The sequence below is a fragment of the Bulleidia sp. zg-1006 genome, assembly GCF_016812035.1.
GTDB lineage: Bacteria > Bacillota_I > Bacilli_A > Erysipelotrichales > Erysipelotrichaceae > Bulleidia.
In genome coordinates this window covers 692,150-710,993 of sequence record NZ_CP069178.1, presented here as the reverse complement: position 1 = coordinate 710,993, position 18,844 = coordinate 692,150, and the positions used below count along the sequence as shown (strand labels likewise).

At 35.3% G+C, this 18,844-nt stretch carries 17 protein-coding genes; 11 read left to right on the top strand and 6 right to left on the bottom strand.

Annotated elements, in window-relative coordinates:
• Nucleotides 1–20 precede the first annotated feature (20 nt).
• Together thrS and JOS54_RS03550 are read left to right on the top strand one after the other, a co-directional pair.
• Nucleotides 21–1,778: a threonine--tRNA ligase gene (gene thrS / locus JOS54_RS03555; RefSeq protein WP_203245697.1), complete on the top strand. Its 1,758-nt coding sequence runs from the start codon at nucleotides 21–23 to the stop codon at nucleotides 1,776–1,778.
• A gap of 60 nt (nucleotides 1,779–1,838) precedes the next feature.
• Entirely contained in the window at nucleotides 1,839–2,315 is a 477-nt protein-coding gene (locus tag JOS54_RS03550; protein ID WP_203245696.1) for a hypothetical protein, read from the top strand.
• A 70-nt stretch (nucleotides 2,316–2,385) separates the two neighbouring features.
• Here JOS54_RS03550 and JOS54_RS03545 read toward each other — a convergent pair whose 3' ends face one another.
• Complete coding sequence (locus JOS54_RS03545) at nucleotides 2,386–4,065, bottom strand: proline--tRNA ligase (RefSeq protein ID WP_203245695.1); 1,680 nt, start codon at nucleotides 4,063–4,065, stop codon at nucleotides 2,386–2,388.
• A 94-nt stretch (nucleotides 4,066–4,159) separates the two neighbouring features.
• On the opposite strand from JOS54_RS03545, the gene JOS54_RS03540 reads away from it, so the two are divergent.
• The 9 genes from JOS54_RS03540 (at nucleotide 4,160) to JOS54_RS03500 (ending at nucleotide 14,098) form a co-directional block, all read left to right on the top strand.
• Nucleotides 4,160–5,665 carry an IMP dehydrogenase gene (locus JOS54_RS03540; RefSeq protein WP_203245694.1) on the top strand — a complete coding sequence of 502 codons (1,506 nt, stop codon included), beginning with the start codon at nucleotides 4,160–4,162 and terminating at the stop codon, nucleotides 5,663–5,665.
• Nucleotides 5,666–5,742: 77 nt separating this feature from the next.
• Nucleotides 5,743–6,117 carry a transcription antitermination protein NusB gene (locus JOS54_RS03535; RefSeq protein ID WP_203245693.1) on the top strand — a complete coding sequence of 125 codons (375 nt, stop codon included), beginning with the start codon at nucleotides 5,743–5,745 and terminating at the stop codon, nucleotides 6,115–6,117.
• Nucleotides 6,114–7,511, top strand: coding sequence for an exodeoxyribonuclease VII large subunit (gene xseA / locus JOS54_RS03530; RefSeq protein WP_203245692.1), 1,398 nt, complete (start codon nucleotides 6,114–6,116; stop codon nucleotides 7,509–7,511). The genes JOS54_RS03535 and xseA overlap by 4 nt, the downstream gene beginning before the upstream one ends.
• Nucleotides 7,499–7,702 (top strand): exodeoxyribonuclease VII small subunit, encoded by a 204-nt coding sequence (gene xseB / locus JOS54_RS03525; RefSeq protein WP_203245691.1) that lies wholly within the window; start codon nucleotides 7,499–7,501, stop codon nucleotides 7,700–7,702. Before xseA ends, xseB begins: the two co-directional genes overlap by 13 nt.
• Nucleotides 7,699–8,532, top strand: coding sequence for a polyprenyl synthetase family protein (locus JOS54_RS03520; RefSeq protein WP_203245690.1), 834 nt, complete (start codon nucleotides 7,699–7,701; stop codon nucleotides 8,530–8,532). Before xseB ends, JOS54_RS03520 begins: the two co-directional genes overlap by 4 nt.
• Before the next feature lie 10 nt (nucleotides 8,533–8,542).
• Entirely contained in the window at nucleotides 8,543–10,402 is a 1,860-nt protein-coding gene (gene dxs, locus JOS54_RS03515; RefSeq protein ID WP_203245689.1) for a 1-deoxy-D-xylulose-5-phosphate synthase, read from the top strand.
• 3 nt (nucleotides 10,403–10,405) lie between these two features.
• Nucleotides 10,406–12,031, top strand: coding sequence for a DNA repair protein RecN (gene recN / locus JOS54_RS03510; RefSeq protein WP_203245688.1), 1,626 nt, complete (start codon nucleotides 10,406–10,408; stop codon nucleotides 12,029–12,031).
• A complete protein-coding gene (locus tag JOS54_RS03505; RefSeq protein ID WP_203245687.1) occupies nucleotides 12,024–13,208 on the top strand; it encodes a DNA polymerase IV in 1,185 nt (394 codons plus the stop codon). The genes recN and JOS54_RS03505 overlap by 8 nt, the downstream gene beginning before the upstream one ends.
• The gene (locus JOS54_RS03500; protein ID WP_203245686.1) at nucleotides 13,205–14,098 is read left to right on the top strand and encodes a tyrosine-type recombinase/integrase; all 894 of its coding nucleotides are present in this window, start codon (nucleotides 13,205–13,207) and stop codon (nucleotides 14,096–14,098) included. The genes JOS54_RS03505 and JOS54_RS03500 overlap by 4 nt, the downstream gene beginning before the upstream one ends.
• A 131-nt stretch (nucleotides 14,099–14,229) precedes the next feature.
• Here the strand turns inward: JOS54_RS03500 and JOS54_RS03495 are convergent, their stop codons facing one another.
• From JOS54_RS03495 to JOS54_RS03475, 5 genes are all read right to left on the bottom strand, one after another.
• Nucleotides 14,230–14,892, bottom strand: coding sequence for a hypothetical protein (locus JOS54_RS03495; protein WP_203245685.1), 663 nt, complete (start codon nucleotides 14,890–14,892; stop codon nucleotides 14,230–14,232).
• The gene (locus JOS54_RS03490) at nucleotides 14,889–15,113 is read right to left on the bottom strand and encodes a hypothetical protein (protein WP_203245684.1); all 225 of its coding nucleotides are present in this window, start codon (nucleotides 15,111–15,113) and stop codon (nucleotides 14,889–14,891) included. The genes JOS54_RS03495 and JOS54_RS03490 overlap by 4 nt, the downstream gene beginning before the upstream one ends.
• A gap of 234 nt (nucleotides 15,114–15,347) precedes the next feature.
• Complete coding sequence (locus JOS54_RS03485) at nucleotides 15,348–16,301, bottom strand: serine hydrolase (RefSeq protein ID WP_203245683.1); 954 nt, start codon at nucleotides 16,299–16,301, stop codon at nucleotides 15,348–15,350.
• Nucleotides 16,302–16,351: 50 nt separating this feature from the next.
• Nucleotides 16,352–18,064, bottom strand: a complete 1,713-nt coding sequence (locus JOS54_RS03480; RefSeq protein WP_203245682.1) for a hypothetical protein — start codon at nucleotides 18,062–18,064, stop codon at nucleotides 16,352–16,354.
• A gap of 41 nt (nucleotides 18,065–18,105) precedes the next feature.
• Complete coding sequence (locus tag JOS54_RS03475) at nucleotides 18,106–18,831, bottom strand: B3/4 domain-containing protein (protein WP_203245681.1); 726 nt, start codon at nucleotides 18,829–18,831, stop codon at nucleotides 18,106–18,108.
• Nucleotides 18,832–18,844 lie beyond the last annotated feature (13 nt).

Sequence of the window (18,844 nt, the reverse complement as noted above, 5' to 3'; positions counted from 1 at the left end):
TATTTGGAAAAGGAGAGAAGATGATAAATTTTAAAGAAAATCCAGAATTAGAAGTACTCAATCATTCTTGTGCACATTTATTAGCTCAAGCCGTGAAGCACTTGTACCCTCATGCTAAATTTTGGGTAGGACCAGTTGTAGAAGAGGGCTTCTACTATGACATTGATTTGGGCGATGATGTGATTCGTGATGAAGATATTGCTAAGATTGAAAAGGAAATGAAGAAATGTGCTAAGGAGAATAAACGCATTGTCCGTCATGAAATTAGTCGTGAAGAAGCTTTAGAACAATTCAAGGATGATCCCTATAAAGTAGACCTAATCAATCATATGCCGGAAGGTACCAATATTTCTATGTATAGTCAAGGCGATTTTACAGATTTGTGTCGTGGTCCACATGTTGAAAGCACAAAGCTACTAAAGAATTTTAAGCTATTAAAGCATTCCGGTGCTTATTGGAAGGGGGATAAAAATAATAAGGTTTTACAGCGTATTTATGGAGTTTGTTTCCCAAACGCTGAGGAATTAGAAGCCTATTTACAAGTCTTAGAGGAAGCGAAAGAAAGAGATCATCGTAAGTTGGGAAAAGATTTAAAGATGTTCTTATTCTCAGAAACAGTTGGATCTGGTTTGCCAATGTGGCTACCAAATGGTTTTACAGTAAGACGTTTACTGTCGGATTACATCATGAAAAAAGAAATTTCTTTAGGCTATGATCATGTTTTAACACCATCGGTTGCTAGTACGAAGCTTTATGAAATATCCGGTCATTTGGCTCACTATAAAGAAGATATGTTCCCAATTATGGAAAGAGATGGTGATAATTATGTGTTAAGACCAATGAACTGTCCTGAACATATGATTATTTATAAATCTAGCTTGCATTCTTATCGTGATTTACCTGTTCGTATTGCTGAGATTGCGCATGACTTCCGTTTGGAAGCCTCGGGTGCTTTAACGGGAATTGAGCGTTCTCGTTCTTTTACGCAAAATGATGCGCATATTTTCTTACGTTCGGATCAAATTGCTGATGAAATTAAAAATGTCACGAAGTTAGTCTTAGATGTTTATAAGGACTTTGGTTTTAAAGACTACGCTTTCCGTTTGTCTTTGCGTGATCCAAGTAATACGGATAAGTATTTTGGTAATGATGAGTTATGGACCCGTTCAGAAAATGAATTAAGAGAAGTTTTAAAAGAAATGGCTGTTCCTTATTATGAAGCGGAAGGAGAAGCTGCTTTCTATGGTCCTAAGATTGATGTTCAAGTAAAATCGGCTTTAGGTCATGATGTAACCCTTAGTACCATTCAATTGGATTACCAATTACCCGAACGTTTTGAATTGGAATATGTAAATAAAGAGAACCAAAAGCTAAGACCCGTGGTTATTCATCGTGCTATCTTAGGCTCTTTAGACCGCTTTATTGCTTTCTTATTAGAAGAAACCAAAGGAGTTCTTCCTTTATGGCTTGCTCCATTGCAAGTGGTGGTTATCCCGGTGAATTCTGAAGCTCATGGTGACTATGCGGCTAGTGTTAACCAAGCTTTAAAAATACGTGGTATTCGTTCACATTTGGATGATCGTAATGAGAAGTTAGGTTATCGTATTCGTGAAGCACAAATGAATAAGATACCCGTTCAAATTGTTGTTGGTAATCGTGATATTGAAAATAAGAGTGTTACGGTTCGCAACTATGGCTCCAAGGAGGAAATAACGTATCCATCGGAAGCCTATTTGAACCAATTGATTGAACAAATTAAGCAAAAATCCAGAAATTAAATATTGACTAATAACCTAGATAATTTACAATTAAAGAAGTTGAAATTAAGGAGAAAGAAAATGAAGAAAATTATGAAATTAGTAGCTATTGTGGCTTTGTCAGTACTAGTAGCTGCTTGCGCTAATAACAATTCTAAAAAAGCCCCTGCAACAGAAAACGCAATGAAAGAATTTGCTAAAAACATGCAAGCTGAAGGGGCTACTGTTAAGATGGTTTATTGGCCAGTCAACGCAAAAGATTCTGTTCGTGTTACGTTGGATCCTAACAAGGACAAGGAATTCATTAAAAACATTGCAAAGGTAGTGGATGCTTTAGAAACAAAGACTGTTACTGAAAAACCGGTATTACCTCAAACCAGTGTTGTTGTCAGCTTTGAAGCGGATGTTAAGGATGTCACATACAATGTGTCTTTCTACAAAGAAGGCTATGCAACTTATAAGAATTTCAAAACAGGTGAGAAACAAATTCTTCAAGTATCAAATGATGTGATTACTTCAATGGATAAATTAGCGAAGGCTTATACACCAGCTAAGTAACATTAAAAAAAGCGGGAATGAAACTGCCCCATTGAAAATGGACAGTTCAAATTTCCGCTTTTTATTTGTTTTAATCTTTGAAGTAATCTAAAACAGAAGAAATAGCGATAAGTTGTTTTTCACAACCACGTTCTTTCATTTCTACTTGACCATCCACAATCGCTTTACCAACGGTAATTTGCGTTGGGATACCAATTAAATCCATATCCTTAAACTTAACTCCAGGTCTTTCATCACGATCATCTAATAAGACATCGATGCCGGCTTTTCGCAATGTTTCATATAGTTCATTCGCTACTTGGACTTGCCGGGTACTCTTCATTGAAATAATGGTGATGGAACAACGATATGGAGCTAAATTCTTAGGCCAATTAATTCCATTTTCATCGAGGTTTTGTTCAGCAAGGGCAGCCATCACTCTTGCCGGACCGATTCCATAACAACCCATCCATACATAGTCCAATTGATTATTCGCATTCAAATATTGCAAATCCATTGCCTTGGAATACTTTGTACCAAGCTTAAAGGTATTACCGACTTCAATTCCTTTTTCAAAGTGAATGTTTCCTTGACCCATAGGACAAGCATCACCTTCTTGAAGTTGACGAAAATCACCATATTTACTGACTTCAAAATCACTTGGATTGACATGGATATAATGATACCCATCTTCGTTAGCCCCAAGCACAAAGTTTCTCAATAATTCAACTTCCTGATCTGCCAATATCTTAGCTTTTAAACCAATAGGACCTAAAGAACCGACAGGGCAGTGGAATAGTTGTTTGACCTTGTCTTCTGGTGCAAGCTCTAAAGATAGACAACCTAAAGCCATTTGTACCTTTGTTTCATTGACTTCACGATCCCCCCGAACTAAAACCACCACCAATTCACCATCAGCTTCATAGCATAACGTTTTCACTGTTCTTTTGGCATCTATTTTTAAGAAATGAACAACTTCTTCAATACTATGTTGCCCAAGTGTTTCTACTTTTTCAATGCTCTTCTTTTCTTCAGAAGAATTAAAGTCTTCCGGCAAACAAGCAGCAACTTCTAAATTGGCTGCATAAGATCCATCTTCATTTAAAGCTAAAATATCTTCCCCAATTGGACTAAGTGCTTGGAATTCTTCTGATAATAAACCACCCATAACACCTGTATTAGCTTTCACAATCACATAATTCAATCCCAAACGATTAAAGATATTCTTATACGCTTGAAATTGCTTGTTATAACTGATGTCCATACTAGCTTCATCCACATCAAAAGAGTAAGCATCTTTCATTTGGAATTCACGCACACGAATTAAACCATATCGAGGTCTAGGCTCATCACGGAATTTTGTTTGGATTTGATAAATAGAAAAGGGCATATCTTTATATGAACGAATTTTTAATTTCGCCGCATGCGCAAACAATTCTTCATGTGTTGGTCCTAAAACATAATTTTGCTTTTTACGATCCTTCAAAGAAAACATCGAGGAACCAAAGCCATCTCTTCTTCCCGAAGCAATATAAACCTCTTCTGGAATTAAAGCCGGCATCAATAATTCTTGACAACCAATGGCTGCCATTTCTTCTCGAATAATCTCTTTGATTTTATTAAAGACCTTTAAACCCATTGGTAAAATCATATAAACTCCAGTTGAGCTCTTCCTAATCATACCGGCTCGTACTAATAAATTGGAACTTTGGGAATCTTCGTCTTTCGCATTTTCTCTTAATGTAAAAAAGTAACTATTTTTTAAGCGCATATTTCACCTCTAATAGCCCATATTATAACAATAAAATAAGCATTGAAAAAGGCTTTAGAATGGGATATAATCGTTTTAATTTAAGGAGGCTCTCATGGCTAAATATTACACGGAACCATCCCACACCTTTAGTGAATATTTATTGATTCCAGGTTATACGGGAAAGGAGAATATTCCTAACAATGTCAGTCTTAAAACACCTTTAGTTCGTTATAAAAAAGGAGAAGAATGTTCATTGAATTTGAACATTCCAATGGTTTCAGCAGTCATGCAGTCGGTCAGTGATGATTGTTTAGCGATTGCCCTTGCTAAAGAAGGTGGTATTTCCTTCATTTTTGGTTCCCAATCCATCGCTTCCCAAGCGGCTATGGTTGAACGGGTTAAGAATTATAAAGCCGGTTTTGTGGTATCCGATGCGAATTTAACACCAAAGTCCACATTAAAGGAATTGTTAGTGCTTTTAGAAGAAACAGGTCATAGTACAATGCCGGTTACAGAAGATGGTACAAGCCATGGTAAACTCGTTGGTTTAGTGACTAGTCGTGATTATCGTTTATCTAGGATGGATGGATTAACACGCGTTGAAAACTTTATGACACCATTTGATAAGTTGGTGGTAGCGAAGAAGAATACAACTTTGTCCGAAGCTAATGATATTATTTGGGATCATAAATTAAATACCTTACCAATTGTCGATGAAAATCAATGCTTGTGTTATTTAGTCTTTCGGAAAGACTATGATTCTCATAAAGAAAATCCAGAAGAATTATTGGATGAAGAAAAGCGCTTATTAGTTGGAGCCGGTATTAATTCTCGTGATTATCAAGAAAGAGTACCTGCCTTAGTAAAAGCAGGGGTAGATGTATTAGTGATTGATTCTTCGGAAGGTTATTCTATCTGGCAAAGTGAAACGATTGCATGGATTAAGAAGGAATATGGTCATCAAGTCTATGTTGGAGCCGGTAATGTGGTTGATGGAGAAGGTTTCCGTTATTTAGCTGATGCTGGTGCTGACTTTGTGAAAATTGGCATTGGCGGTGGATCGATTTGTATCACACGTGAAACCAAAGGCATTGGTCGTGGTCAAGCGACAGCGGTTATTGAGGTAGCGAAAGCACGTGATGCTTACTTTGAAGAAAAGGGAATTTACGTACCAATTTGTTCGGATGGTGGTATTGTCTATGATTACCATATGACTTTAGCCCTAGCGATGGGGGCTGACTTTGTCATGCTAGGTCGTTACTTCTCCCGCTTTGAAGAAGCACCCGGACAAAAACTTGTTGTGAATGGGAACACAGTAAAAGAGTATTGGGGAGAAGGTTCTGCTCGTGCGCGTAACTGGGGGCGTTATGATTTAGGACAAGGAAAGAAGCTATCCTTTGAAGAAGGAGTGGATTCTTATGTACCATACGCCGGCTTATTAAAAGATAACGTAAACATGACAACGTTGAAAATAAAATCAACCATGTGTAATTGTGGCGCCTTAACCATTCCAGAATTACAAGAAAAAGCTAAAATTACCTTAGTTTCTTCCACTTCGATTGTTGAAGGAGGTGCCCACGATGTGCAGGTTAAAAATAGTGATAATTCTTATAAGTGATAAGACTAGCCGGCTAGTCTTTTTAATTAGAGTGAATCCGTTTCTTATGATAAAATAGTAACAGGAGTTTTATAAATATGAGCCGTAGTGAACAAAGAGAAAAAGCTGTTTTATCCTTGTATGCGTATTTAAGTTTATCAAGAGATATTCATGGCATTATGGAAGATACGTTTGGTTCTTTGGATAAGGTAGATCCTTATTTTATTCGTGTTGTTGAAAATGCCCAGACGCATATGGAGGAGTATAAAATCTATCTTAATCGTGTTTTAAAAAAGTGGAGCTATGATCGTTTAGGTACCATTGAGAAAGCAATATTATTAGTCGGATGTGCTGAATTTGCCTTAAAAGAAGTGGCGGCAGCCATCATTATCGATGAGGCGGTTGAGCTGGCGAAAACCTATGGAGAAGCCGATAGTTATCGTCTGGTGAATAACGTATTAGATGTGATATGAGTGAGAATATTCATTCCGTCAGTGCGGTTTCCAAACGAATTAAAGCTCTTTTGGAAAGAGATCTCCCCTTGCATAACTTTTTGATGGAAGGGGAAATATCCAATTTTCGGGCTTCAAAACATTGGTACTTTAGTTTAAAAGATGAACAGGCTTCTATCAATTGTGCTATTTGGAATTCAACGATTAGCCATATTAACTTTGTTCCTAAAAATGGTGATAAAGTGGTAGTAAAATGTAGCCTTGGAGTTTATGTGCCAAGTACTTCTATTACATTAACGATTGCCGCCATGCACAAACAAGGCATTGGTGATTTGATGCTGCAGCTAGAAGCTTTAAAAAAGAAATTAAGTGGGGAAGGCTTATTCAATCCGGAACATAAAAAACCACTTCCGAAATACCCCTTGGAAATTGGTATTATCACCGGAAAAGATACCGCCGGAAAAGCGGATATGGTTCGTACTTTAAATCTTCGTTGGCCAATGGCAAAACAGTTTTTTTATGAATGTCCCGTACAAAGTCAAAGTTCAATTCCTTTGATAGTAGAAGCCATTAAAAAGGCAGATCAGTCTAAGCATGATGTTCTAATTCTAGCAAGAGGAGGTGGTTCCTTTGAAGATTTATTTATCTTTAATGATGAACAACTAGTGCGTACTGTTTATGAAACGAAGACAGCGATTGTGACAGGTATTGGTCATGAAACCGATACAACCTTAGTGGATTATGTGGCCGACCTTAGAGCCAATACACCGACTGGGGCGGCGGAAGCGGTTACCCCCAATCAAGCTGAGATACACCAATCTTTAAGACACGTTTCTATGCGTTTGATACAAAGAATGCTAGCGTGTTTATCACTTATCCAAGAGAATTTAAACCATTTGAACAAGAATACCTATTTTCAAAATCCGGAGCTTTTAACAAGAGATAAAAGCTATCAATTGGATCAATACCTATTGCGCTTATCGAAACAAAAGGAAACCTTATTGGAAATAAGAAATCAATACAAACAATTGACACATCGCTTTGAGGCCTCTTTATTGCAACAATCTCGTTTCTATCAAAATCAAATTCAAGATTACCAAAATCGCATAAAACAAAATATTCAAGAACAAAGTTTGGAAAATAACCACAATCTAAAACAAAGAAAAGAAGAACTTAACAAAGCGATAAATCACTATTCTGCAATTCAAAATAAAGAGTATAGTCATCTCATTCAGCTATTAGATGCTTATTCACCCTTAAAGATTTTAGATCGCGGTTATTCAGTTGCCTTAAAAGAAGAAAGGGTAGTGCGTTCCATCAATACTATAGAAGTTGGTGATAAGATTAAATTACGCTTTAGTGATGGTTTTGTACAAACGCAGGTACAAACAAAGGAGAAAACATGGAAGAATTAAAATTTGAAGACGCAATGAAGCGCTTGGAAAAAATTGTAAAACAACTGGAGAGCAATGAAGCCCCATTGGAAGAAACAATTTCTTTATTTGAAGAAGGATTGAGTTTAGCCAAACAATGTGATCAACAATTGAAGAAGTTTGAAAAAAAAGTAACTGATATTGTAAAAGAAAATAAGGTGGATAGCGAATGAACTTCGAAAACTATCTTAAGGAAAGTTTGACTTTGTATGAAGATAGTCGATTAAAGGAAGCGATGGAATACGCATTGTTGGCAGGTGGAAAACGCATTCGTCCACAACTTATCTTTCATACTTTAAAAGCTTTTAATCGAAAAGAGGAGCTTGGTTATGCTTATGCTTGTGCTTTGGAATACATTCATACCTATTCTCTAATTCATGATGATTTACCGGCTATGGATAACGATGTCTTAAGAAGAGGGAAAGCAAGTGTTCATGTGGTCTATGGCGAAGATATAGCCATTTTAGCAGGGGATGCTTTACTAACCGAAGCTTTCTTTCAGTTAACAAGAAATTCTTTATCGGATAAACAAAATTTAAAAGCATTAGAAATCTTAAGCACACACGCCGGAGCGAACGGTATGGTTTTAGGGCAAGTCATGGATATGCGACCCGAGCAATTGAATAATCGAGTCAATATTGAAACTATGTTGGAAAAAAAGACTGGTCGTTTATTAGAGGTTGCTTTGGAATTAGGAGCCATTGCTGCTAACCAATTCGAAAATCTAAAGATTTTTCAAGAGGCAGGTAAATGGATTGGTTTAGCTTTCCAAATTCAAGATGATCTATTCGATATTGAAAAAACAGCGGAAGAATTAGGTAAATCCAATTCAGATGAAGAAAATGATAAGCAAACTTTATTAAAATTGATTGGTCCAGCTTCAGCAAAAGAACTAGAAAAAACATATTACTATCGGGGGATAGAATGTTTGAAGTCCATTCCTAACTTGAATTCATCCATCTTAATGGAATATATTCAATCCATTCAAAAGCGCCAGTACTAGGAGAAATGTTATGAAGTTAGAGGGTATTAAAGATCCGTCATTCTTAAAAGATGCATCCATATCAGAATTAAACGAATTATCCAGTGATATTCGTCATTTTCTCGTGGATTCTCTTTCTAAAACAGGGGGTCATTTAGCGAGTAATTTAGGTGTAGTAGAGTTAAGCGTTGCTTTGCACAAAGTCTTTGATAGCCCTAAAGATAAAATTATATTTGATGTCGGTCATCAATCTTATGTTCACAAAATCTTAACCGGAAGAGGCAAAGATTTTTCAAGTCTCCGAAAGCACAAAGGTCTATCGGGCTTTCCAAAAAGAAAAGAGTCTATTCATGATGTTTGGGAATCCGGTCATTCTTCTACTTCCTTAAGCGCCGCTTTAGGTATGGCAATCGCAAGAGATATGAATCATGATGATTACCAGGTTATTGCTGTGATTGGCGACGGTGCGATTTCCTCGGGCATGGCTTTAGAAGCTTTGAATGAAATTGGTGAAGAGAAGCGGAAAATGATTGTTATCTTAAATGATAATGAAATGTCCATCTCAAAGAATGTAGGTGCTGTGAATTCTTCTCTAGCAAAGATGCGAACCTCAAAAGCCTATGGTGTTTTAAAATCTTCTATTAAAAATTCCATTCCCAAGAATAAAATTGGTAAATCACTTTATCATTCTTTAGCAGAAATCAAAAATAAAGTTCGTACCGGTTTAACAGATGGGGGTATTTTTGAAGAATTTGGTATTGATTACTTAGGTCCTGTTAATGGTCATCGCTATCGCGACTTATTACCAGCCTTAGAAATGGCAAAGAATCATCATGGTCCAATTGTCATCCATGTGCTAACGAAAAAAGGAAAGGGATACGAGCCATGTGAAAATGATGAATCAGGGGCTTGGCATGGTGTAGGACCTTTTAATGCGCAAACAGGGGATTTTTTAAATAAAACAACCAAGGGTACTATTTCTAATGCTAACGTAGTTACGAATGCTTTAATTGAACTAGCAGAAAGAGATAAGGATATTGTTTGTATCTCACCCGCCATGGTGCATGGTTCATCCTTAGGATCTTTTTATGCAAAGTATCCAAAACGTTCGTTTGATACGGGGATTGCTGAAGAACATGCTGCTACTTTTGCGGCCGGTTTAGCTCTGAGTGGTAAAAAGCCATTCTTATGTATTTATTCTTCTTTCTTACAAAGAGCTTATGATCAAGTTCATCATGACATCGCAAGACAGGATGCTCGTGTGGTCATTGGTGTGGATCATGCCGGTTTGGTTGGTGGAGATGGTGAAACCCATCAAGGTATTTATGATGTGGCTTTCTTAAGAACCATTCCCAATATAATGATTACCCATGGAAAAGATGCCATTGAAACAAGGAATTTACTGTATACTGCTTTTCATCAGAACCATCCGTTTGTAATCAGATATCCAAAATCTTTGCAGTCAGATGAAGTGGAAGATATGAAAGCGATTGAAATCGGTTCTTGGGAAGTGATTTATGAACCAAAAAAAGTGATTGGGACCATCATTACTTATGGTGACGATGTCTATCGCTTTAAAGAAACCATCATCGCTAATCTTTTACCATATCGTTTAATCAATGCTCGTTTTCTTAATCCAATTGACATAAAAAAGATGGATCAACTGATTCAAGAACAATTACCTATTTATAGCTATGAATCGGATGTGAAAGAAGGGGGACTTAGTTCGGCAATTTTATCGTATTTAAATGAAAAAAATTCCAAACAAATATTGAGGAGATTTGGTCTTCCTAGTGAATATATAGAGCAGGGGGATCCCCAACAAATCAAGCGTGAATTAGGATTGGATATTCCTAGTGTTATTGAAACTATTTTAAAAGGAAATAGGTAGCCTATGTTAGAACATCTCTATATTCAAAACTTTATTTTAATTGACCGATTGGAGCTGGATTTTCCAATGGGTTTTTCAGCCATCACAGGTGAAACAGGAGCGGGTAAATCTATTTTCTTGGATGCTTTGTCTTTATTACAAGGGCAAAAAGCTTCAAGCACTATGGTTTCCAAAGATAAAGCCATTATTGAAGCAAGCTTCTCCTTAGATTCAAAGAGTCCTATCGCTTCTTTTTTACAGGAAAATGGTTTTGATATAGAAGAAGATAGCTTCACCATTACCCGCGAAATAGCGGCGAGTGGGAAATCAAGTGCTAGAGTGAACCATCGTGTTGTCCCTTTGTCTTTTTTGCATACTCTTGTTGAAAGCCAACTGGACATTCATGGGCAAAAAGATTCAGCTTATCTTTTGCAAAAAACAAGACATCTTTATTTATTAGATGAATATGGTCGCCTTCACGCACAAAAAAAAGCCGTTAAAGAAGCCTATGAAAACTATAAGCAAGCCTTAAAAGAAAAAGAAGACTTTTTAAATACAAAACTGGGGGAAGAAGAATTAGACTTTTATCAATTCCAACTTCAAGAACTAGAAGAAGCGAATTTACAACAAGGGGAGGAAGAGAAACTAAAACAGCTTGAGAAACAAGCTAAAGAAATGAAGAAATCTGCTCAAGATTATCTTTCTCTATTTGAATATTATGATTCAGAAAGCTCCAATTCCCTTTATCAAACGATGAAACTGGTGGATGTATTAAAAGGGGTGGATGAAAGTCAAGAAAAGATTCATGAAGCTTATGAAACCCTAGTGGATGGTTTGGAAGAAATTCGTGATCAATTAAATCCTGACTTTTTCGATGAGGAAGAAATGAATCAAATAGAAGAACGCTTATTCTTAATTCAGCGTTTTAAGAGAAAGTATGGACCTCGCTTGGAAGATGTGCTTCATTATCAAAAAGACTTGGCTGAAAAATTAGCTAATTATGGTGAGCAAGAATTCCATTTAAAGAAATTGGATGAAAAGATAAATTTTTATTTTAAAGAATATTCTTCTAAAGCGAATCATCTTAGTGAAAAACGTCACCAAATAGCGAAATCCCTAGAGAAAGAAGTGCTTCAACAATTAAAAGATTTGGAGTTACCTTATGCTCAATTTGAAGTGTTATTTAAGGATATAGAAGGCAATTCAACCGGCATTGATGATGTAGAATTTTACGTGTCAATGAATAAGGGGGAAAAGTTATCGTCATTAACGAAAGTCGCAAGTGGTGGAGAATTATCGCGTTTTATGTTAGCATTGAAAATTATCTTTACTAAGTTACAAGGTATTCAAACGATTGTTTTTGATGAAATTGATACAGGGGTATCGGGACATGTCGCAACAGCGATTGGCGAAAAGATGGCTTTATTGTCGAAAGATTGTCAGGTATTTTCTGTTACTCATTTAGCTCAAGTGGCTTCTTTAGCTCATCATCAATTTTTAGTTTCTAAATCCGTTCATCAAGAAAAGACCACAACGAAGGTTCATCTTTTAAATCAAGAAGAAAGAGCGAGTGAACTAGCTTATCTATTCTCTGGTAATCGTAGTGAAAAAGCCATTGAAGCTGCTAAGGAACTATTAGAACATGTCTAGAGTATATTTTCATGTTGATTTAAATGCTTTCTTTGCGAGTGCGGAAGTTCTTCGAGATCCTAGTTTAAAGGGTAAGCCAATCGTTGTATCGGGTCAAACAAAACGTTCGGTTGTAACAACAGCTTCTTATGAAGCAAGAGTCTATGGCGTTCATTCTGCAATGCCCATTGTTTTAGCGAAGAAACTTTGTCCGGAATTAGAAATTGTGGAAGGGCATTATTCGTATTATCGTAATCTATCTAATGAGTTTATGGATATTGTTCATTCCTTTTCTCCTTATGTAGAGAAAGCTTCAATTGATGAATGTTACGTGGACATGACGGAAGCTATTCAAAAATATGAACATCCTTTAGATTTAGCGATTTTATTACAAAAAATGATTTATCAGAAAACCGGGCTAGGTTGTTCGATTGGTATCGGTCCAAATCTTTTTCTAGCGAAGATGGCAAGTGATATGAAAAAACCGATGGGAATAACGGTTTTGCGTATTCGTGATGTAAAGGAAAAGTTGTGGCCTTTAGATGTCAAGGAAATGCGTGGTATTGGCAGAAAGACTTTACCAAAGGTAACAGCATTAGGTATTCAAACTATCGGGGATTTGGCGAATTATAAGCCAATTGAAGACTTAGAAAAAATCTTTAAGAACGGAATACATTCGTTATTAGATAGATGTCATGGCATTGATCACACTGCTTTAGAACTGGATTGGCAAAGAAAATCCCTAGGTGTATCGGAAACCTTGCTGGAAGATGTAACGGATTATGAAGAATTAAGGGGTTTATTACGTTCTTTATCAAAAAAATTACACCATAACTTAGAAAAAGAGAAAAAGGTTGGTAAAGCACTTTCCATTCGTATCACTTATTATAACTTCCGTACAGTTTCCAGATCGTTACCGGTGAAACAGGGGATTTATTTGGAAACAGATATTTTTGAACATGCTTTACGCTTGTTTGATCAGTATTGGGAATATGAAGAACCGGTTCGTCTTTTAGGTATTACAATCACTGATTTTATGGATAAACAACAGTCCACTAAACAACTGAATTTATTTGAAATGGAAAAGAAAGATACTACCCAACAGATGATTGATGAAATCAATCGTCTTACATCTGTTCCTTTATTAAAAAGAGCTAATCAAGCTAAGAAAAAAGAAAAGGGGAAGGAAATGGTATGAAACTAGAACAAGCTTTCAAACAATTTCATCTTCACTTGGAAATTAACCAAGGGAAAAGTCCTAAGACCATTCAATCGTATGAAAATGATTTAAGACAATATATTGCTTATTTAAAAGAAAATCATATTCAAGATAGCAAACAAGTAACACTTCAACTGGTACAAAGTTTCTTAACGAAACAATCAGCGATAAAATCTCCAAATTCGGTTGTTCATATGGCAACGAGTATTCGTAATTTTCATGAAGATATCGAATTTTCAACGGGAGAAGAAAATCCGGTTTCTCTAATTCAAGCTCATAAAGATGAGCAATATTTACCATCCTTTTTAAGTGTTGAGGAGGTAGAACGCTTACTAAATAGTTTTATGAGATCTGATCCTAGGCAGGATCTTAATCGAACTATCTTAGAGCTAATTTACGCTTGTGGATTACGCATTTCAGAATTATGTTCTTTAACAATAGCGCAAGTGCAATTGGAAACCGGAGTACTTCGTGTACTTGGTAAAGGGAATAAGGAAAGAATTGTACCTATTCCTAGTCAAGTAGTGGTTGATTTAGATCATTATTTAAACACAATTCGACCTCTTTGGAACAAGAATAAAACCAATACATTCTTTATCAATCGTCTTGGTAATAAAATCACGCCAAGAAGCATGCAACTTCTTTTAAAGAGAAAAACAGTAGAATGCGGTTTTCAACAGGAAATTACACCACATAGTTTAAGGCATACTTATGCGACACACTTACTACAAGGTGGTGCTGATTTACGTATCATTCAAGAACTTCTTGGTCATTCAAACATCAAGACAACAGAGATTTATACACATGTTCAAAATAAACAATTATTTGATGCTTATCAAAACTTTCATCCTTTATCTAAGAAAAAGTAATCACTAATAAAATCGCATAACATACATTATGCGAAATTCTGTTAATCTGAAAAATTGATAGTACTTTGCATATTTAAAAAGTAAGCTAAAAACCAGAAAGCCATATGCTTTCTGGTTTTATTTTTGAAATTCTAGGATTGGAATGCAACAGTTCTATGTTCATAGAAATAAGAATAATGGTTAGAAGAAACGGATTTACTAATTCCTCCTCTTATTTTAACTAATTTATGTAAACCAAACTCTCCTGAAGCAGAAACACTGGTAGTTTGTGTGGCGTACTCATAGAAATCACCATTTATCATATATTCAATTTGATAAGGACTTCTAAGCCATGCTCTTATATCGCCTGAAAACTGTTTTGCTGTCCCTTTATAAGATCTTACTAACGTGACATAATACATAGACTTAATACCCCAATATTTTCCCCATTCGCTTGTATAGCAGTAAAAAGCCATGTGAGGATGATATTGACCTTTTTTAACGGTCAAACCAACCGTCAATTCTCTAGTTGTATCAGAAGTAGTACTACTTTTTACTATCTGATTAATTTTATAGGCTTCTGGATATAAAGTTATAAATGCTTTTTCATAACTAATTCTTTTTTCACTAGAGAGTTTCCTAGCAGCCTCTTCTTTGGTCATTGGCTCACTTATTGATATGATAATATCATTATTATCGTCAAAATTTTTAGCCTTCTGTTCTTTCGGTTCTAATGCATTAACTTTCAAAAAACCTGAAATAACAAAGGACACAGTAATAAATGTCGAAATTATGTACAAAAAAACACGTTTCATTTTTTCTCCTCCCAAAAGTAAATTAATAATCCTTTAATAAAAATTAAAATTCCTACAATGACTATACAAATAGATAAAATTACGGGTGATACATAATTATTGATATCAATAAAATATATCACAGATAATAAATTAAGAAAATAACGAGTTATCCATAAAATTACTGGTAAAAATAGAATCAATACAATACCAACAATTGAATAAATTGTTGATTTCTTCATAAAAATCTCCTCCCTATAAACAATTAAAGTGTGTTTAAGTAGTTACTTAAACACCGTTCTTATACCGTGAAGGATTGTAAGTAAGCATAATTCCTTCCTCCTTACTAGTGATAAAATGACAACTTTGTTTATCTTATCTATATATTTAAAAAAACTACTATTTTCAATTATAGTCTAACACTTATAATTTATATTACAACTATTATTATTATAATTCAATTTTCATTATTTTCTTTATTTTGGTATTTTATTCATCAACTGCTTTATATCTAAGTATCTTTCCATATCACTCTCAGCATCTAAACCAATAATAAGATATTCTTTTTGTTTCTTTTTCAATAGAGTAATCATATTAAAATGATTACCTAACGAACCTGTTTTCATCCCCTTTACTCTTTTATCATAGAATTCTGAATTTGGATTTAAGAAATGATTGGTGCTAAACCAGACTTGTTCTAACTTGTTTTTATGAGTGACACTATAAGATTGACTAGATACAATGCTACGAATCCAATCCTTCTTTAATAGCTTCTCACTAACTTTTACTAAATCTTGAATATTCGTCCTAGCATTATAATCATAACCACTAGGATCAGATAAAGAAGTACTTAAAAATTGTTTTTTCTTTAAATAATCTTGAAATCCTTTGCGAAAAGCTTCCATTCTTTGATAAATATTCTTGGCATTAGGGTTTAATTTCGCTCCTATTGCGTCTGCCAGTACATAAGAAGCATCATTACCAGATGGTACTAACATACCAGCCACAAGGTCTTGAAAACGGTAGTTCCTTAGTTTCAATTTAGCGATGGATGAACCTCGTTTAACCATTTTCAAAGCCTCTTTACGAACCTGGATAGCATCATTTATTTGAAAGAATTCTTGTGCATAATCTACTACAAATAGCTTAGCTAGACTAGCTGGAACATAGGATTTATAGCTATTTTTACTTATTATTTTCTTACCATCGGTTAAATCCATGACTAAGTAAGACGCAAAGCTACCATTATTTTCAATGGTATTATTTTCTACAGTAGTGCTTGTAAGTCTTTCAAATAGACTTTGACTATGATAAAGAATAGCGTCCTTTTCACCAATGAAAAATAAACTTCCTGCTATTAGTATTAATAGCAATAATAATTCAAATACTCTTTTTTTATTTACTTTTCTCTTTTTCTTTGCCTTCTTCATACATAAAATCTAACAAAAAAATCCCTAAAAATCGACTGATTTTAGGGAAATTAAGAATTTCTTAAGACTGTCGCTTGTACAAAGGCAACAAGAGCTTTCGCCGCTTCATCAATACCATGGTCTCCTTTGTTTTCTAAACCAAGACAAGTGTAGATTTCACCAACTGGAATATTTTCTTCAAATAGTTTATCAAACATCTTATCAATCAATCGTCTCGTTTCCGTTTGTCTTTGCATTGGTCCAAAAGGATTAGCAAAGAATGTTGTTGATAAGCCTTTTTCTTGTGTTGTTCCTAGAGCAAAGCGTTTGCCTTCAATAAAGACCGGCTCCGCTTCTTCACGTGTTTTAAATAAGCGCATACCTCTTTCATCACTATAATTATTAGCATACAAGAAAACATCAATTGGATGGTCTTGCACGATCACTTCATAAGAAGATGCCGGAATAACAACTCTCGCATTCGCTTTTTCAGGATTAAAGAAAATCGAGCGTTCCATATCTTTATAAGCTGTTCCTTTATCCAAATCATCCAAACGGACAAAAGCACCAATTTCTGTACCTTGTCCATAGGGATGACCATCCTCACCAATATGAATAGTACCCATATCATCAAAGACAATCTCCTGATAATCAATTAAATCCGATGCCATTGTATTCAAAGCTTCCAATGTTTCTGACTTACCGGCCCCAGAATCACCCATAATCATAAGCCCTTTCTTTGTGCCATCTTTTAGATAAAGATTAACCATAGCCCCATGTATTGGCAAGCTACCACGTGTTATCATCACTAAATTATGCAGTGTCAACATAGATTTCTTCGTATAGCCAAAGTAATCTATCACTAAATCATTAGAACACTTGCCAACCCAAATGTCATTTTCTTGATCATGATAGAAAGTAGTATCTTTCTTGCCATCTGGATTACCGAATAAAAGAATAGCGTCCGGCTTTTTGGTCATTGTTTCTTGAGCATTCGCTAGCTCAAATAAGTTTGCACAAGCCACCGCAGAGCCTATAAAATCACGATGAAAATACGCATACACTAGAATTGTTCCAATCTTTGCAGGATAACATAACCATTCCTCGTCTCCTTTGATAAAATCTTTCATCGGATTGACAAATGTTTCTGTAAATACATTCGTTCTTTTATTGTGCTTTGGATGCAATATTAAAGGTGTACGAAGTAAGATTTGTGAGATAAAAGGAATACCTTGTAAAGCCTCATAGCCCTTTATGTTTTGCCAAGGATAATAGCTTAGTAACATGGAGGCATTCGTGCCAGCATGCAATTGCCGATAGACTTTATTCTTTGTTCCTTGGACTTTTTGTTGAATCTCCCGATAGAAATTTAAAACCAGCTTACTTTCTTTTTCATCAGCTTCAATAAAATTCTGAATTTGGAAACCTTCTTCATGATGAGTGTATAAAATTGAATAACGTTCTAAAGAACGCCAAAAGTGATAGCCCTCTTCAATTAAGTCTAATAATAATTTAGGCCGGTGAACGTATTCATCCTGTATTTCATCGACTTCACAAATCAATAATTGCTTTAAAGTTGATTTAATATGTGCCTTGATTAAAGAATGATTGGCTTTACCAAGATAAGCGTATAAATCCATGTGATGTTTCTGAAGATAGGATAAATAGTGATCTAAGAAACAATCAAAAGCCTCGGTTTCAACCACTTCATGTTTATTTGTAATGTATTTCTTAGAATAATTAAGAATGATTGTATCTTTATGGTAGTAATAAGATTCTTTCATATAGAAACCTCCTGAAGAATTTTATAAAAAAGACTAGAAAGCTAGTCTTTTATGAACATTTCCGGATGTTCTTTATCAATAATGGCTTTATACATTGTTTCAGCACCAACATAGTATTGTAATAACTTTTCTAATTCATTCACCGCTTCTTCTAACTGGTGATAACGCTCCGGTTCAACGCATTCCATAGCAATGAATTCGGTTGTTGTATCATCTGTTACTTCTGTTCGTTGACCATCACGCCAATTCCAACAGCGACAAATCACCCCGGCATCATCATAATAAGCAATCTCATTTTCTAAAGGTGGTTCTTGCTTATCGGAACCAATTGGTAAGAAGGATTCGCCGCCTTTCATTCTTCCAACATGAATATCACCAACCACTTTATCTAAATCTTCCGCCCCGATTGGCAACGCATATTTTAATGAAATCGCATTCGTAATATCTACCGTTGGAGCAATCGTACCAACTGGATTATCATGAAGAACACGCTTCAGTAAAGCCTCAATTGAACAGCGGGCTCCTTTTTTCGTTGGAAACTTAGAATAAGCTTCACGCCATACATGCACCACTGGATTTTCAGAAATCACATCACTTGGTAGATATTTCTTTGCCTCTCTATTGGCATGATTCAATAATTCTTTAATTTCTGTGGCACTTTTTTCATCCAATTGAATGCTTTCTTTAACATTTTTTACCGCTAATACCGCAATTTTAGCTTCTGGGAAAACTTCCCAAAAATTCATGTCCGCAATAAACTTCTTCATAATCTTATTCTCC

Bases quoted from the DNA above. Each gene is read 5' to 3' on its own strand.
- JOS54_RS03480 (WP_203245682.1), bottom strand. From the start codon at position 18,064: ATGAAAGAATCTTATTACTACCATAAAGATACAATCATTCTTAATTAT.
- JOS54_RS03475 (WP_203245681.1), bottom strand. From the start codon at position 18,831: ATGAAGAAGTTTATTGCGGACATGAATTTTTGGGAAGTTTTCCCAGAA.
- JOS54_RS03540 (WP_203245694.1), top strand. From the start codon at position 4,160: ATGGCTAAATATTACACGGAACCATCCCACACCTTTAGTGAATATTTA.
- JOS54_RS03535 (WP_203245693.1), top strand. From the start codon at position 5,743: ATGAGCCGTAGTGAACAAAGAGAAAAAGCTGTTTTATCCTTGTATGCG.
- JOS54_RS03520 (WP_203245690.1), top strand. From the start codon at position 7,699: ATGAACTTCGAAAACTATCTTAAGGAAAGTTTGACTTTGTATGAAGAT.
- dxs (WP_203245689.1), top strand. From the start codon at position 8,543: ATGAAGTTAGAGGGTATTAAAGATCCGTCATTCTTAAAAGATGCATCC.
- JOS54_RS03505 (WP_203245687.1), top strand. From the start codon at position 12,024: ATGTCTAGAGTATATTTTCATGTTGATTTAAATGCTTTCTTTGCGAGT.
- JOS54_RS03490 (WP_203245684.1), bottom strand. From the start codon at position 15,113: ATGAAGAAATCAACAATTTATTCAATTGTTGGTATTGTATTGATTCTA.
- thrS (WP_203245697.1), top strand. From the start codon at position 21: ATGATAAATTTTAAAGAAAATCCAGAATTAGAAGTACTCAATCATTCT.
- JOS54_RS03500 (WP_203245686.1), top strand. From the start codon at position 13,205: ATGAAACTAGAACAAGCTTTCAAACAATTTCATCTTCACTTGGAAATT.
- JOS54_RS03550 (WP_203245696.1), top strand. From the start codon at position 1,839: ATGAAGAAAATTATGAAATTAGTAGCTATTGTGGCTTTGTCAGTACTA.
- recN (WP_203245688.1), top strand. From the start codon at position 10,406: ATGTTAGAACATCTCTATATTCAAAACTTTATTTTAATTGACCGATTG.
- JOS54_RS03545 (WP_203245695.1), bottom strand. From the start codon at position 4,065: ATGCGCTTAAAAAATAGTTACTTTTTTACATTAAGAGAAAATGCGAAA.
- JOS54_RS03495 (WP_203245685.1), bottom strand. From the start codon at position 14,892: ATGAAACGTGTTTTTTTGTACATAATTTCGACATTTATTACTGTGTCC.
- xseA (WP_203245692.1), top strand. From the start codon at position 6,114: ATGAGTGAGAATATTCATTCCGTCAGTGCGGTTTCCAAACGAATTAAA.
- xseB (WP_203245691.1), top strand. From the start codon at position 7,499: ATGGAAGAATTAAAATTTGAAGACGCAATGAAGCGCTTGGAAAAAATT.
- JOS54_RS03485 (WP_203245683.1), bottom strand. From the start codon at position 16,301: ATGAAGAAGGCAAAGAAAAAGAGAAAAGTAAATAAAAAAAGAGTATTT.